Origin of the sequence: Kitasatospora sp. NPDC056731, assembly GCF_040687675.1 — a bacterium.
GTDB lineage: Bacteria > Actinomycetota > Actinomycetes > Streptomycetales > Streptomycetaceae > Kitasatospora.
Genome location: NZ_JBFBNR010000024.1, coordinates 70,170 through 84,372 on the forward strand (window position 1 = coordinate 70,170; position 14,203 = coordinate 84,372).

14 protein-coding genes are annotated in these 14,203 nt (G+C 75.5%); 9 read left to right on the forward strand and 5 right to left on the reverse strand.

Going from position 1 to position 14,203, the window contains the following annotated elements; translation table 11 throughout:
- Positions 1-14: 14 nt before the first annotated feature.
- Positions 15-785, reverse strand: coding sequence for an alpha/beta fold hydrolase (locus AB0R04_RS24085; protein ID WP_363374488.1), 771 nt, complete (start codon positions 783-785; stop codon positions 15-17).
- Positions 786-985: 200 nt separating this feature from the next.
- Between AB0R04_RS24085 and AB0R04_RS24090 the strand changes: the two genes are divergently transcribed.
- Positions 986-1,807: a hypothetical protein gene (locus AB0R04_RS24090; RefSeq protein WP_063350469.1), complete on the forward strand. Its 822-nt coding sequence runs from the start codon at positions 986-988 to the stop codon at positions 1,805-1,807.
- A 38-nt stretch (positions 1,808-1,845) separates the two neighbouring features.
- Here AB0R04_RS24090 and AB0R04_RS24095 read toward each other — a convergent pair whose 3' ends face one another.
- Positions 1,846-2,199, reverse strand: a complete 354-nt coding sequence (locus AB0R04_RS24095; protein WP_363374491.1) for a DUF6401 family natural product biosynthesis protein — start codon at positions 2,197-2,199, stop codon at positions 1,846-1,848.
- A 142-nt stretch (positions 2,200-2,341) separates the two neighbouring features.
- On the opposite strand from AB0R04_RS24095, the gene AB0R04_RS24100 reads away from it, so the two are divergent.
- The 5 genes from AB0R04_RS24100 to AB0R04_RS24120 all read left to right on the forward strand — a co-directional run bounded on the left by AB0R04_RS24100 (position 2,342) and on the right by AB0R04_RS24120 (position 6,685).
- Complete coding sequence (locus AB0R04_RS24100) at positions 2,342-3,268, forward strand: LLM class F420-dependent oxidoreductase (protein ID WP_063350471.1); 927 nt, start codon at positions 2,342-2,344, stop codon at positions 3,266-3,268.
- 119 nt (positions 3,269-3,387) lie between these two features.
- The gene (locus AB0R04_RS24105; protein WP_363374492.1) at positions 3,388-4,053 is read left to right on the forward strand and encodes an AAA family ATPase; all 666 of its coding nucleotides are present in this window, start codon (positions 3,388-3,390) and stop codon (positions 4,051-4,053) included.
- Positions 4,054-4,130: 77 nt separating this feature from the next.
- Positions 4,131-5,132: a zinc metalloprotease gene (locus AB0R04_RS24110; protein ID WP_363374494.1), complete on the forward strand. Its 1,002-nt coding sequence runs from the start codon at positions 4,131-4,133 to the stop codon at positions 5,130-5,132.
- A 197-nt stretch (positions 5,133-5,329) separates the two neighbouring features.
- A complete protein-coding gene (locus AB0R04_RS24115; RefSeq protein ID WP_063350474.1) occupies positions 5,330-5,785 on the forward strand; it encodes a universal stress protein in 456 nt (151 codons plus the stop codon).
- Positions 5,786-5,827: 42 nt separating this feature from the next.
- Complete coding sequence (locus AB0R04_RS24120) at positions 5,828-6,685, forward strand: DNA-formamidopyrimidine glycosylase family protein (protein ID WP_363374496.1); 858 nt, start codon at positions 5,828-5,830, stop codon at positions 6,683-6,685.
- Here the strand turns inward: AB0R04_RS24120 and AB0R04_RS24125 are convergent.
- Together AB0R04_RS24125 and AB0R04_RS24130 are read right to left on the reverse strand one after the other, a co-directional pair.
- Positions 6,633-7,268: a uridine kinase gene (locus AB0R04_RS24125; protein ID WP_363374498.1), complete on the reverse strand. Its 636-nt coding sequence runs from the start codon at positions 7,266-7,268 to the stop codon at positions 6,633-6,635. The two genes, AB0R04_RS24120 and AB0R04_RS24125, sit on opposite strands and share 53 nt — an antisense overlap.
- Positions 7,269-7,310: 42 nt before the next feature.
- Positions 7,311-8,609 (reverse strand): PQQ-binding-like beta-propeller repeat protein, encoded by a 1,299-nt coding sequence (locus AB0R04_RS24130; protein WP_363374501.1) that lies wholly within the window; start codon positions 8,607-8,609, stop codon positions 7,311-7,313.
- 150 nt (positions 8,610-8,759) lie between these two features.
- Between AB0R04_RS24130 and AB0R04_RS24135 the strand changes: the two genes are divergently transcribed.
- Positions 8,760-9,326, forward strand: coding sequence for a Uma2 family endonuclease (locus AB0R04_RS24135; RefSeq protein ID WP_363374503.1), 567 nt, complete (start codon positions 8,760-8,762; stop codon positions 9,324-9,326).
- Positions 9,327-9,338: 12 nt separating this feature from the next.
- Here the strand turns inward: AB0R04_RS24135 and AB0R04_RS24140 are convergent, their stop codons facing one another.
- Complete coding sequence (locus AB0R04_RS24140; protein ID WP_363374505.1) at positions 9,339-9,668, reverse strand: DUF4326 domain-containing protein; 330 nt, start codon at positions 9,666-9,668, stop codon at positions 9,339-9,341.
- Positions 9,669-9,761: 93 nt separating this feature from the next.
- Here AB0R04_RS24140 and AB0R04_RS24145 point away from each other — a divergent pair, with 93 nt between their 5' ends.
- Together AB0R04_RS24145 and AB0R04_RS24150 are read left to right on the forward strand one after the other, a co-directional pair.
- Entirely contained in the window at positions 9,762-12,347 is a 2,586-nt protein-coding gene (locus AB0R04_RS24145) for a SpoIIE family protein phosphatase (RefSeq protein ID WP_363374507.1), read from the forward strand.
- A gap of 84 nt (positions 12,348-12,431) precedes the next feature.
- Positions 12,432-14,081 carry a histidine kinase gene (locus AB0R04_RS24150; protein WP_363374596.1) on the forward strand — a complete coding sequence of 550 codons (1,650 nt, stop codon included), beginning with the start codon at positions 12,432-12,434 and terminating at the stop codon, positions 14,079-14,081.
- The last annotated feature ends 122 nt before the right edge of the window (positions 14,082-14,203 follow it).

Here is a 14,203-nt window from a genome sequence, read left to right on the forward strand (position 1 = left end):
CGGTCCGCGCGAGGTCAGCCGCGCGGTTGGCGGGGCAGGGCGAGGGTGAGGGCCTCGGGGGAGGCGGGCGGGAGGGCGAGGGCGGAGGCGGTCTCGGCGGGGAGCGGGCGCAGGCCGAGCAGGGCGGTGGCCAGGCGGGTGGTGGCCCGGTGCCAGTCGGGGATGCGCTGGAGCATGGCGTGGCCGCTGCCGGTGACGGTGTAGCCGCAGACGCGGGCGCCGGCGGCCCGGCTGCGGGCGGCGAAGGCCCGGGTCTCGGCGGGCGGGGTGACCTTGTCGCGGTCGCCGTGCAGCAGCAGCACGTCCCGTCCGGCCAGTTGCTCGCACGGGTCCTCGGCCGGGCACCAGGGGGCGAGCGCGACCAGGCCGGTGACGGCCGGGTGGCCGCCGGCCCGCAGGGCCGCGCGCCCGCCCATCGAGTGCCCGATCAGGACGGTCGGCACCTCGCCCAGCTCCCGGGCCAGCTCGTCGAGGGCGGCGAGGGCGTCCAGCGCGGCGTCGGCGCGCTGCCCGTTCCAGCCCCGGTGGCGGTAGCGGACGGTGCCGACGGCCACGTCGGCGCCGGCGGTGTCCTTGGCGAGGGAGCGCAGGAAGCCGTGCATCCGCAGCAGCGGCAGGTTGACCGGACCGGGCCGGGAGAGGTTGTGCTCCTCGCCGCCGTGCAGCACCAGGACGGCGGCGCGCGCCGCCTCGGGCCGTACCCGCCAGCGCAGTGCCGGGTGCCCGGCGGTGCTGCCGGCCGTGCTGCCGGTCGTCGTGCCGCCGTCCACCGTGTCGCTGCTCACACCCGCACCGTCCTGTCCCGTCCCGCCCCCGTCCCGTGCCCTTGAACATCACTTTACGCGGGGCGTCTACGGGCCCGTTTCACCCGGGGGGAGCAGCCCGGGGACCAGGCGCGCGCGGGCCGGGCGGGGTGCTGCTATCCACGAAGGGTGGGGGGCCGCACGCGCCGCTCGTGGCGCCGTGTCACCGAGTGGAGGACTCCGTGGCTCAGCAGCTCGCACTCTCCGTGGACTTCGGATCGGGTTTCACCGACGCCTGGTCCAAGATCGCGAAATTCGTCCCGCAGTTCATCGCCTTCCTGGCGATCCTGGTCATCGGCTGGATCGTGGCGAAGGCGATCGCCAAGGTCCTGGACCGCGTGCTGCGCAAGGTCGGCTCGGAGCGGGTCGCCGAGCGGGCCGGGATGGCCCGCCACCTGAGCGGGTCGAACTACGACATGACCGGCATCATCTGCAAGATCGTCTACTACGCGATCCTGCTGATGGTGCTGCAGCTGGCGTTCGGCGTCTTCGGCCCGAACCCGATCAGCGTGATGATCCACAGCATCGTCGCGTGGCTGCCCCGGGGCATCGTGGCGGTCGCGATCGTGGTGGTCGCGATGGCCATCGCCAACGGCGTCCGCGACATCGTGCGCAACGCGCTCGCCGGCGCCTCGTACGGCCGGACGGTCGCCACGATCGCCTGGGCGTTCATCGTCGCGCTGGGCGTGATCGCGGCGCTCGGCCAGGCCGGGATCGCCACCGCGATCACCGGACCGGTGCTGATCGCGGTGCTCGCCACGATCGCCGGTGTGCTGGTGGTGGGTGTCGGCGGCGGCCTGATCCTGCCGATGCGCCAGCGCTGGGAGCGCTGGCTGGACCACGCCGAGCAGGAGAGCGCCAAACTGCGCGGCAGCGCCTACCAGGCGGGCCGGGCGGACGTGCTGGCCAACCAGCCGGCCCGGCCGACCACCCAGGCCGCCCCGGGCACCACCCCGCCGCCGCCCGGCATCGACCCGGGCCGCCCGGGCGACCAGCCGAGCTAGGGCGGGCGTGTCCTGGGTCGTAGCGACCCGCAGCGGGTTCAGGCCCGCAGCAGGCCCTGCTCGCGCACCAGCCAGCAGATCGCGGTCAGCCGGTGCACCGCGTAGTCGTACCCCACCGGTTCCCGCCAGCCGATCTCGGTGAGCGCGTCCAGGAAGCCGAGCGCGTAGTCCGACAGTTCCTCACGGTCCAGGGGCCGGGGCGCCAGCTCCGGCCCCTGCGCGTACAGCAGCTCGCGCAGCATCGCGACGTGCTGGTCGACCATCGCGACGAAGCCGGGCTCGAAGGCGAACTCGGCCAGCCGGGGCGTGAACGCGGCGACGATGCCGGGCAGCGGGCAGCCGGCCGGATCGTCGGGGGAGCGCCGGAAGGACTCGTCGGGGGTGGCGAACATCCGTCCACCGTAGGCGAGCGGGTCGGCCGGACCGGCGGCTCGTGACGGTTCCGTGCTGAGACCTTGGCCACCTTCGGGAGCTTCGGCGGCTTGGCCGGTTCTCTGCACCGATCCACGGGTGGTCTGTACCAGAATGGTCCGCATGGATCTCCGCATCTTCACCGAACCGCAGCAGGGCGCGAGCTACGACACCCTCCTGACGGTCGCCCGGGCCGCCGAGGACCTGGGCGTCTTCAGTGCCTTCTTCCGCTCCGACCACTACCTGAAGATGGGCGACGTCGACGGCCTGCCCGGGCCGACCGACGCCTGGATCACCCTGGCCGGCCTCGCCCGCGACACCCGCACCATCCGCCTCGGCACCCTGATGACCGCCGCGACCTTCCGCCTGCCCGGCGTCACCGCGATCCAGGTCGCCCAGGTGGACGCGATGAGCGGCGGCCGGGTCGAGTTCGGCCTCGGTGCCGGCTGGTACGAGGCCGAGCACGCCGCCTACGGCATCCCCTTCCCGAAGGAGAAGTTCGGGCGGCTGGAGGAGCAGCTGGCGATCATCACCGGCCTGTGGAACACCAAGCTCGGCGACACCTTCGACTTCGCCGGCGAGTACTACACGCTGACCGGCTCGCCGGCGCTGCCCAAGCCGGCCCAGGACCGGATCCCGGTGCTGGTCGGCGGCCTCGGCCCGAAGCGGACCCCGGCGCTGGCCGCCCGCTTCGCCGACGAGTTCAACCTGCCGTTCGCCTCGGTGGAGGACAGCGCCGCCCAGTTCGGCCGGGTCAAGGCCGCCGTCGAGCAGGCCGGGCGCTCGGTCGGCGACCTGGTGTACTCCAACGCCCTGGTGGCCTGCGTCGGCCGCGACGACGCCGAGGTGGCCCGCCGGGCGGCCGTGATCGGCCGGGACGTGGACGAGCTGAAGGCCAACGGCCTGGCCGGCACCCCGGACGAGGTCGCCGAGAGGATCGGCCGGTACGCGGCCGTCGGCAGCGAGCGGGTCTACCTGCAGATCCTGGACCTGGACGACCTCGACCACCTGGAGCTCATCGCCTCCCGGGTCGCCCCCCAGCTCGGCTGACCCGCCCGCACGGCACGCCCTGATCCGGCACCGGCCGGCCGGGCCCGGCGATCACCGCTCTTTACTCACTCTTGGGAATGCGTAATGCTCCAAGGGAGGGAACGGCGCGGGGAGGACCGGTGACCAGGACGAGAACGGCGGAGGCGGCGGCACCCCGGGTGCCGTCGCCTCCTGGACAGGGCCCCGCCGCCCCGCAGGCCTTACGGGTGCAGCCCGGCCTGCACGACCTGCGGACCGGCCCCGCCCCGGTGGCGCTGCACTACCCCGCCGGCGACCTGCTGGTCGTCTCCGGGCTGCCCGGCAGCGGCAAGAGCACCCTGATGCGCCGCTGCGTGCGCGCCCCGCTGGTCGACTCCCAGCTGGTCCGCGAGGAGTACGCGGCCAGGCTGCCCGGCCGCCTCCCGTACGCCCTCTACCGCCCGCTGGCGCGGATCGCGCACTACCGGCGGCTGCGGCGCGCGGTGCTGGCCGGCGGGCCGCTCGCCGTCCACGACTGCGGATCGCTGTCCTGGGTGCGGCTCTGGCTGACCCGCACCGCCGCCCGGCAGGGCCGCCGGGTGCACCTGCTGCTGCTGGACGCCGAACCGGCCGAGGCGCGGGAGGGCCAGCAGAGCCGGGGGCAGAGCGTCTCCCGCTACGCCTTCCTCCGGCACCGGGCCGCCGTCGACAGGCTGCGGCGCCGGCTCACCGGGGCCGGACGGGCGCCGGAGGGCTGTGCGTCGGCCGTGGTACTCGACCGGGCCGCCGCGCGCGCCCTGCGGGAGATCGTCTTCGCCGCGTCGTAGTCTCGGCGGGTCCGCGCCGAGCCGGGCGGGCCCGGGGCGCGGCCGACAATCCGCCAACTCCCTTGTCAGGAGCGCAGATGCGCCGTACTGCCCGGGTGCGCTCGCGTACCCCCCGTCTGTTCCCCTGGGCCGCCGTGCTGGTCGCGGCCGCCGGTCTCAGCCAGCTCGCCGCCCCGGCCCCGCACTCCGCCGCCGTGACCGCTGCGGCCGCCGTGACCGCGGCCTGTGCGGGGTCCGACGCCGACTCAGACGCCGCCGCCGTCGACGCAGCCGCCCGCAAGCCGGCCGGCAGTCAGGCCGGGCAGGACCCGAACGCCGTCACCGCCGCCGAGGCCCGGGCGATGCAGGCGGACCTCGACGACCGGCTCGCCCAGCTCTCCTCCGCGCACGCCCGGGTCGGCGCCCCGACGACGGTGCCGGTCTTCGTCCACGTGATCCACGCCGGTGACGCCGGCCGGCTCGACGGGGGCGTCGTCGCCGCCCAGATCGACCACCTCAACGCGACCTACGGCGGCCAGGGCGACGGCAACACCCCCAGCCCGTTCCACTTCGAGCTGGCCGGCACCGACTACACCGACAACGCCTCCTGGTACGACGGCATGACCCCCGGCTCCGGGACCGAGACGGGGATGAAGAACGCGCTGCGCAAGGGCGACGCGGGCACCCTCAACCTCTACACCGCCAAGCTCGGCCAGTCCCTGCTCGGCTGGTCGACCTTCCCGGGCGCCTACCGCTCGAACCCCGCCGACGACGGCGTGGTCGTCCTCGACGCCTCCCTGCCGGGCGGCGCCGCCGCCCACTACAACGAGGGCAGCAGCGCCACCCACGAGATCGGCCACTGGCTCGGCCTCTTCCACACCTTCCAGGGCGGCTGCCTGCCCCCGGGCGACTACGTGGACGACACCCCGCCCGAGCGCACCCCCGCCTACGGCTGCCCCGAGGGCCGCCGCACCTGCACCGGGCCCGGCCTGGACCCGATCCACAACTTCATGGACTACAGCTACGACTCCTGCATGAGCCAGTTCACCCCCGGCCAGGTCCAGCGGATGGCCGACTCCTGGGCCGCTTACCGGAGTTGAGTCGTCGGGGCTGGTCCGATACCCGGGCACAACCGCACAGCGACAGAGCCGCACAACCGCAGATCGGCCAGGCCATGTGCCATCGATCTGAATGCAAAACGCCGATCACGGCGTGGCAAATACCGACCACACGCCCGATTTGATCTATGTTCGGGGTGTCGGGACCGAGCAGGAACTGAGCGCCAAGGAGTAACGCCATGAGTGCCAACCCCCGGATCGTCGTCGGCGTGGACGGCTCGCCCGCCTCGGAGCAGGCGCTGCGCTGGGCGGTCGACTACGCGCGAGCCGTCGGCGGGACCATCACCGCGATCGCCGCCTGGGAGTACCCGGCGTTCTACGGCTGGGCCGCGCCGAGCGTGCCGTCCGCCGAGGTCTTCAACCCCGAGGAACTGGCCGGCAAGACCCTCTCCGACACCGTCGTCAGGGTCGTCGGCGACGACCCGGGCGTGCGGATCAGCGAGAGCGTGATGCCCGGCAACGCCGCCCAGGCCCTGCTGGAGGCCGCCAAGGGCGCCGCGCTGCTCGTCGTCGGCAGCCGCGGCCTCGGCGGCTTCTCCGGCGTGCTGCTCGGTTCGGTCAGCCGCCACCTCACCGAGCACGCGCCCTGCCCGGTCGTCGTCGTCCGAGAGGGCCAGGTGGCCGAGGGCGAGTAGCGCGCCGCGCCGCCGGGCCGCCGCGCGGTGGAGGATGGAGACATGCCAGAAGGTGACTCCGTCTACCGCGCGGCGGCCCGGCTGCACGAGGCCCTCGCCGGGCAGGTGCTGACCAGCGCCGACCTGCGGGTGCCCGCGCACGCCACCGCCGTACTCGCCGGCCGCCGGGTGCTGGAGGTCGCCCCGCGCGGCAAGCACCTGCTCACCCGCCTCGAAGGCGGCCTCACCCTGCACACCCATTTGCGGATGGACGGCCGCTGGGAGGTCTACCGGCCCGGCGAGCGCTGGTCCGGCGGCCCCGCCTGGCAGATCCGCGCCGTCCTCGGCACCGAGCGGGGCACCGCCGTCGGCTACCGGCTGCCCGTCGTCGACCTGCTGCGCACCGCCGACGAGCAGCGCGCCGTCGGCCACCTCGGCCCCGACCTGCTCGGCCCCGACTGGGACCCGGTGGAGGCCGTCCACCGACTGCTCGCCCACCCCGGCCGCCCGCTCGCCGAGGCACTGCTCGACCAGCGCAACCTCGCTGGCATCGGCAACGTCTACGCCGCCGAACTCTGCTACCTGGCCGGTGTCACCCCGTGGGCCGAGGTCGGCCAACTCCCGCTCCCCGACCGGCTGGTGGAGCGGGCCCGGGAGCTCCTCGACGCCAACCGGCTGCGCCCCGGCCACGTCACCACCGGCGACACCCGGCGCGGCCACCAGCACTGGGTCTACGGTCGGGCCGGCCGCCCCTGCCCGCGCTGCGGCACCCTCGTCCGGACCGCCCGCCAGGGCACGCCCCCGCAGGACCGGGTGGCGTACTGGTGCCCCTACTGCCAGCGTGGCCCGGCCCCGGCCGGTACGGGCGTCAGCTCCGCTCGACCAGGGCCGGGTGACGAGGGTCGTCCACCCGGACGGTGACGTCGGCGGCCTCGGTCGGGCCGGTCTCCGCCTCGTAGCGGGCGAAGGCGGGCAGCGTCCACTGCTGGTCGGCGGGCGTGCGGCGGGCCAGGGCGGTCGGGGTGAGCGCGAGGTGGACGGCCAGCTCCAGCGGCAGCCAGCGGCCGAGCAGCAGTGCGCCGTCCAGCAACAGCACGCCGCCGGGCGGCAGTTCGGCGTACGGGGCGCGGGTCGAGCGGTCCGTCGCCGGGTCGCGCAGCGAGGGCAGGACACGGCCGCTGGCACCGGGCTCCAGCGGGTCCAGCACCTCGCGCAGCAGGGCGCCGTCGTCCAGCCAGAGGTCGTGGAAGGCGTCCGCGTCCTGGTGGCCGTACTCCAGCCGGATCGAGGCCGGGCGCAGGAAGCCCGCCGCCGACACCCGCAGCGCGGGGCGGCCGCGCAGCCGCAGCGGCTCCACCAGGGCGTCGGCGAGCACGTCGGGGTGGGCGGCGGGCGCGCCGTCCACCGCGACCCGCAGCCACCGGCCGCCGGGGTCGGACAGCGCGGCGATGCGGTCGGCGAGCATTTCGGCCAGCCGGTCGGGGGAGATCGGGTGTACCTGCATCAGGCCATCCTGTCGTGCCGTCGTGGCTGTGGTGCCGGGCGGTCAGGTGAGCGGGAGGGCGTGCAGGACGTCGTCGTGGCCGGCGTAGAGGTGGTTCGCGTCGACGGCGAGCGACCAGACGTCCTTGCCGGGGCCCGAGTCGAGGAACGTCCAGCGCGGCGTGCCGCTCGCGGTGTCGATCGCGCACACCCCGGCGGCCGCCGGGCCGGGGACGAACAGCGTGCCGCCGGCCACCAGCGGATGGCTGCGGCGGTCCAGCAGGAACGGCAGCCGGTAGGCCCACTGCCGTGCGCCGGTGACCGCGTCGTGCCCGGTGACCAGGCCGTTGTCGCGGGCCAGGTAGATTCGCGGGCCGTCGGAGACCGCGGGCATCGCCCGCCACGACTCGCCCCGGCCGGGGGAGACCGTCCAGGCCGGCTCGCCGCCGGGGCGCAGCGCGCGGACACCGCCGGCCCCGTCGGGGACGTAGACGTGCACCGGGCCGCCGACGCACCAGCCCAGGTCCCCGGCGCCGGGGGCCGTCCACAGCTCCCGGCCGTCGGCGGTGTCCCGGACCACCAGCTCGCTGCCGTTGCCCAGGTTGCGCAGGCACGGGAGGCGGCCGCCGGGCGCGGTGACCGGGGTGAACGGCTGCTCGTTCCGGTCGGTGGGGAGGTGCCACAGCATCGAGCGGTCCGCGACCCGGACGGCGAAGAGCCGGCCGTTCGGCGTCGAGCTCTCCCGCGACCAGTCCCAGACGTAGCCGTACAGGGTGCCGTCGTCGAAGCCGGACAGCTGGACGGAGCCTTGCAGGTCGTCGGGCAGCGGCAGGCTCCAGTCGGCGGCGGGGTCGCCGAGGTGGCGGGCGTCCAGGTGGCCAGGGGAGGTGGTGAAGAGCCGGTCCGGCCCGAGCACCACCTTGCCCAGCACCTCCAGGTCGCTCGGCCAGTTCCCGCGCGGCGGGTCGAAGGTGAGCAGCCGCGCCGCCTCGCCGGTGGCCGGGTCCAGGACCTGGAGCCCGGCCCGGGACAGGAACACCGGCCGGGTCGGCGGGCCGGTCAGCCGCTCCGGGGTCATCGCCTCCGGCCCCCGGTACGTCCACAGCGGGGTCGGCCCGGACAGTGCGGTCGGCTTCGGCTGCGGCGGCGGAGTCGGCTGGTCCGCACCCGAACGGCCGAACGCCCACACCGCCGCGCCCGCCGCCAGCACCCCGGCCCCCGCCAGCAGCCCGCGCCGGCTCAGCCGCGGCCCGTCCCCGCCCCCGCCGACCACGTCCGCGGGCTCCCGCGCGGCGCCGTCCGCCTCCCCGTCCCACTGCCACGACGTCTCGCGCACGGGCCCCTCGGACGACGGCGACTGCATACCGGCTCCCACCTCCCCCGCGGCGCCCCACGCGCCACCACTCGCCCGGAGGATATCGAACAGCCCCCGAACCACCCGAAACCCCGACCGGCGGCGTACTAGGCTGAGGCACAGCACAGGCCCGCCCAGCAACCCCGGGGGAGGTACGGCGTGACGGCCGAGATGATCGCACCCGAGTGGATGCACCGGCAGATCAGCAGCGAGCAGTACGACTCCTGGACCGTGGAGCAGTGCGCGGGCATCGAGATCGTCGACGGGATGGTGGCCGTGAGCCCGAGCGCCTCCAAACGGCACAACCGGCTCGCACGGTTCCTGGCGAACGCCCTGGACGCGGCCGGCGGCGCCGAGTGGAACGCCGACACGGACTTCGACGTCAGGCTCCAGGACGTGCCGCTGAACAACCGCCGCCCGGACGTGGTGGTCTACCGGGCGGACACGATCGACGAGTCGCCCACCAGACCCGCGGACGTGCTGCTGCTCGTCGAGGTCGTCTCACCGGGTTCGGAGACCACCGACCGGGTGGTCAAGCTGGACCAGTACGCCAAGGCGGGCATCCCGTTCTACTGGCGGGTCGAGCAGGTCGCCGACGGCGTCCCGATCGTCCACACCTACGTGCTGGACGCGGCGAGCCGTTCGTACCGGGCGGGCGAGTTGTTCACCGGCCGGGTCAAGGCCGTGGTGCCGTACGCGGTGGAGGCCGACCTCTCCGGGCTGTGAGGCGCCCGCCCGTCAGTGCTGCGGGGGGTGGTCGGCGAGGTCGGCGAGGACGTCGGCGTGGCAGGGGAGCGGGGCGCACCAGCAGCCGAGGCGGTGGCCGCGCAGGGGCGGGACGAGGGCGAGCAGGTCGGGACGGGCGAGGAGGTAGGCGCGGTAGTCGGCGACCATCTGCTCGCGGGTGAGGTCGGGGCCGGGGCGGTAGGGGCAGTGCAGCGGGGACTCGGACAGGTGCCAGCCGCCGCGGTGCATGGCGCGGCCGACGTAGACGACGTCGGCGCGGGAGGGGTCGTCGCGGTGGCCCTTGAGGTTGACCACGGTGGTGCGGCCGGAGGTGGTCGGCATGCCGTCCATGCTGGCGCAACCGGGGCCGACGGGCATCCGGGGCCCCGGGGGGCTCGCCTTGACACGCCCCGGGGCCCGGCGTAGCAAAAGAGCATGCGCCATCCGCACCCGGGCGGCCGTGACCGGGCGGCGCCGCCCGGCCCGCACCGGCCGCAGGAGCTCGACGCCGCCCCGGCGGCGGCCGAGCGGGACGACCTGCTGGCGGGCGCCGTCCGCCGGGCGCTCGGCGGCACCGGGGCGTACGGGGCGATGGTGTACCTGCGCTCGCGGGACGGCCGCTCGCTGGTGCTCTGCACGATCGCGGGCGTACCGCTGTCGATCATGAGCCCGTTCCGGCGGATCGCCGCCGCCGGCCCGCTGCCCGTCGCCGTCAGCTTCCGCACCGGGCGGACCGTCACCCTCGCCGACACCGAGGACACCATGCGGCGCTTCCCGCAGCTCGCCGTCGGCATGCCGTACGACTACGCCTCCGCCTGCGTGCCGGTGGCGGGCGGCGGGGAGCGGTTCGGGGTGCTCAGCGTGTTCTGGCCGGCCTCCGACGACGGCGTCCCGGAGGGCGCCCCGGCGCGGCTGGCGGAGGTGGCCGGGCGGCTGGCCGCCGGGCTGGCGCGCCTGACGGCGGCCGGGCACCCCGTGGAGCCGGGCGGCGACGCGGCCGTGGTCGAGCTGCCGCCGCCGTCCGCGCCGACCTGCCGGGTCGGGATGTTCGACTGGAACGTCGCCACCGGGGCGCTGGCCGCCGACGAGCAGTTCCTCGCGATCTTCGGCCTCGCACCCGACGAGTTCGACGGCACGGCGGCCGCCCTCGGCAGCCGGATCGCCCCCGGCGACCTGCCCGAGTTCCGGGCCGCCGCCCGGACCGCCCTGGCCCGGGGCGAGGTGCTGGCGGCCAGGGTCCGGGTGCTCGGGCCGGACGGGCACCCGTACCCGGTGGAGCTCTGGGCGCGGGTGCCCTCGGCGATCTCGGCGGACGGCCGCACCCATCTGGTCGGCGCCGTGCTGGACGCCCGCACCCTCGCCGCGGCCGCGGCCGCCGTCGAGCGACTGCGCGAGGGCGTCTTCTCACTCGACCCGGACGGCCGGGTCGGCTACGCCAACCGCGCCACCGAGCCACTGCTCCAGGCGCGCCGCGAGGACCTGGTCGGCCACCACCTGTGGGACGTGCTGCCCTGGCTCGCCGACCCCTTCTTCGAGAACCGCTACCGGGCCGCCCTGCTCTCCCAGCAGCCCACCGCCTTCCTGGCCGCCCGCCCGCCGGACGGCTGGCTCGCCTTCTCGCTCTACCCCGACACGCACGGCGTCACCGGCCGGGTGGTGGCCGCCGAAGCCCCGCCGGGCGCCGTCGAACCGCGGGCCGCGCCCCCGCCGCCCGCAGCCCGCGGCGCCGCCCGGACCGACGCCCCCGCCGACATCGGCGGCACCTACCACCTGCTCCAGCTCGCCAGCGCGCTCACCGAGGCCGTCAGCGTGCGCGAGGTCTGCCGGGCCGTGGCCGAGGAGATCCTGCCGGCCTTCGGCGGCCAGGAGCTCGCCATCTACGGGGTGCGCGACAAGAACCTGCACCTGATCTCGCAGACCGGCTACCCGGACGGCTTCCTGGACGGCTTCGAGGGCACCCCCGTCGCCGCCCGCATCCCCGGCGCGGAGACGCTCAGCACCGGCACCCCGATCTTCTTCGAATCGGTCCGCGAACTCGCCGCCGCCTACCCCGGCATCGCGCTCGACGAGATGGGCGCCTGGGCCTTCCTGCCGCTGATCGCCTCCGGCCACCCCGTCGGCAGCTGCATCCTCGGCTTCGACCGGCCGCGCCCCTTCACCGCCGAGGACCGCGGCCTGCTCACCGCCCTCGGCGGCTTCATCGCCCAGGCCCTGGAACGGGCCCGGCTGTACGACGCCGAGTTCACCCTGGCCCGCGGCCTCCAGCAGGCGCTGCTGCCGCACCGCCTCCCGGACGTGCCCGGCATCCGGATCGCCGCCCGCTACCTGCCCGGCACCCAGGGCATGGAGATCGGCGGCGACTGGTACGACGCGATCGTCACCGGCGGGGACGTCACCCTGGTGATCGGCGACGTCGAGGGCCACAGCGTCGGCGCGGCCGCCACCATGGGCCAGCTGCGCAGCGCCGTCCGCGCCTTCGCCACCGGTGGCGACCCGCCCGACCAGGTGCTCGCCCGCACCAACCGGCTCCTCCTCGACCTCGACCCCGGACTGCTCGCCAGTTGCTGCCTCGTCCGCCTCACCCCCGCCGACGGCCGCGCCCGGATCGCCCGGGCCGGGCACCTGCCGCCGGTGCTGCGCTTCCCGGACGGGTGGGCCGAGGCGCTGTACGTGCCGGGCGGGCCGCTGCTGGGGGTGGAGGAGCTGGCCGAGTACCCGGTCAGCGAGCTGCGCCTGGCGCCCGGCACGGTGGTCGCGCTGTACACGGACGGGCTGGTGGAGGATCCGGCGGTGGCGATCGACCAGGGGGTGGACCTGCTGCGGGCCGCGCTCGGGCGCGGCGAGGAGCAGGGGCCGGACGGCCTGGAGCTGCTGGCGGAACGGATCCTGCGCGAGGTCGGCTCCTCGCACCGGGTGGACGACGTGGCGCTGCTGCTCACGGCCTTCGACGAGGACGTGTCCACGGGCGTGTCCACGGAGGTGCCCACGGGGGTGCCCAGGGAGGTGCCCCGAACGCCGTGAGCGGCGACTTTCGTCGGGGGCGGGGGCGACGAACGGTGGCGGCGGACGGGTGGCGCGGCCCGATAGCCTCGACGGGTGGATGCGATGGCGCGGGCCTGGAAGAAGGCGGTACGGACGGCGTTTCCCGGGCCCTGGCCGCCCCGGCGGGTGGTGGGCCAGGGCGCGCTCGCCCTGCTGATGGGCGGGGTCGCGGTCCTGCTGGAGGTGGCCTCCGGTGTCGGCCACCCGGTCCTGGTGGGGCTGGGGGTCGCGCTGCTGTGGGTGCTGCGGCCGGCCTTCCCGGCGACCGTGCTGGTGCTCACCTCGGCCGCGGCCGGCTGGGCCGTCGGCCCGATGCCGCTGCTGGTCTGCGCGGGCTGGTCGGCCGGGGCGAGGCTGCGCCGGGTCACCGCGCTGGTCGGCACCTTCGTGCTGAGCTGGGTGCTGTTCATGGTGACCGGGGTGCTGAAGGACGCCGGCTCGGCCTCGCCCAAGCTGATCGTCGGGCTCTCGCTCGGCGGCTTCCTGCTGGTCGCCGTGCTGCCCGCGCTGTGGGGCCGCTACCGGGCGCAGCGCCGCGCCCTGCTGGACGCGCTGCGCGAGCGCAACGACCAGCTGGTGCGCGGGCGGGTCATGGTGGTGCACCAGGCCCGGCTGCGCGAGCGGCACCGGATCGCCCAGGACATGCACGACAGCCTGGGCCACCAGCTCGCGCTGATCTCCGTGCACTCCGGCGCGCTGGAGGTGGACCGCACGCTCAACGACCGGCAGCGCGAGGCGGTCGGGGTGCTGCGGCAGGCGGCGGTCGCGGCGATGCGCGAACTGCGCGAGGTGGTCGGCGTCCTGCACGACGAGTCGACGGTGGTGCGGCCGGCGACGGCCGCGGCACCGGCCCGGGGCGGGGTGGACGGGATCGAGGGGCTGGTCGACTCCTCGCGGGCGGCCGGGGCGCTGGTCTCCTTCTCCCGGGAGGGCGAGCCGCGCCCGCTGGCCGCCGCGGTGGACCACGCGGCGTACCGGATGGTGCAGGAGGCGCTCACCAACGCGCACAAGCACGCCCCCGGCGCGCCGATCACCGTCGCGCTCCGGTACGAGCCGGACGCGCTGGTGGTGGAGGTGGTCAACCCGTGCGCGCCGGAGCCCGTGGGCGTGCGCGCCGGCGCGGGCCCGGCGGTCAGCGGCGGCCAGGGGCTGACCGGCCTGCGCGAGCGGGCCCGGCTGGTCGGCGGCATGGTGCACGCCGGGCCGACGCCGGACCAGGGGTTCCGGCTGGCCGGCGTGCTGCCGTACGAGGGGGCGGAGGGCACGGGCGACGGGGCCGCGGCGATCGCCGGGGTCGACGACTGGGTGCTGGACGGCCTGCCGCCGGTCGTCGGGGCCGAGGACGGGCGGCGCAGTCCGGCGATCGGCTGCGCGGTCGGGGTGGGGGCGGTCGGCCTGACCGTGCTGGGGCTTCTGGTCTGGGGCGTGGTGGCCTTCGTCCAGGGCACTGACGACGCGACGGTGCCGAAGTCGGTGTACGACGGGCTGGAGGTCGGCACGCCGGAGGCCGACGTGCTGCACCGGCTGCCGCCGGGGAACACCTTCTTCACCGACGACTACCAGGGCAGCGGGCCCAAGACCCCGGAGGGCGCGCACTGCCGCTGGTACCTGTCCGGTGACCTCAGCGACGCCTGGGGCCAGGACAACGTGATGCGGTTCTGCTTCAAGGACGGGGTGCTGCTGGAGAAGGAGCACTACCTCACGAAGTCCTGACCGCCCTGACCGCTCTGACCGCCCTGACCGCTCTGACCGCTCTGATTGCCCTGACCGTTCTGACCGTCCTGGCCGGGTGGGACGCGGTGTTCGGCCGGATGTGAGGATGGTGTTCCTGCCGC

What these genes read in the sequence shown, in the direction of transcription:
- AB0R04_RS24095 (WP_363374491.1), bottom strand. Translation starts at nt 2,199, where the DNA reads ATGTTCGCCACCCCCGACGAGTCCTTCCGGCGCTCCCCCGACGATCCG.
- AB0R04_RS24100 (WP_063350471.1), top strand. Translation starts at nt 2,342, where the DNA reads ATGGATCTCCGCATCTTCACCGAACCGCAGCAGGGCGCGAGCTACGAC.
- AB0R04_RS24110 (WP_363374494.1), top strand. Translation starts at nt 4,131, where the DNA reads ATGCGCCGTACTGCCCGGGTGCGCTCGCGTACCCCCCGTCTGTTCCCC.
- AB0R04_RS24115 (WP_063350474.1), top strand. Translation starts at nt 5,330, where the DNA reads ATGAGTGCCAACCCCCGGATCGTCGTCGGCGTGGACGGCTCGCCCGCC.
- AB0R04_RS24120 (WP_363374496.1), top strand. Translation starts at nt 5,828, where the DNA reads ATGCCAGAAGGTGACTCCGTCTACCGCGCGGCGGCCCGGCTGCACGAG.
- AB0R04_RS24125 (WP_363374498.1), bottom strand. Translation starts at nt 7,268, where the DNA reads ATGCAGGTACACCCGATCTCCCCCGACCGGCTGGCCGAAATGCTCGCC.
- AB0R04_RS24130 (WP_363374501.1), bottom strand. Translation starts at nt 8,609, where the DNA reads ATGCAGTCGCCGTCGTCCGAGGGGCCCGTGCGCGAGACGTCGTGGCAG.
- AB0R04_RS24140 (WP_363374505.1), bottom strand. Translation starts at nt 9,668, where the DNA reads ATGCCGACCACCTCCGGCCGCACCACCGTGGTCAACCTCAAGGGCCAC.
- AB0R04_RS24145 (WP_363374507.1), top strand. Translation starts at nt 9,762, where the DNA reads ATGCGCCATCCGCACCCGGGCGGCCGTGACCGGGCGGCGCCGCCCGGC.
- AB0R04_RS24150 (WP_363374596.1), top strand. Translation starts at nt 12,432, where the DNA reads ATGGCGCGGGCCTGGAAGAAGGCGGTACGGACGGCGTTTCCCGGGCCC.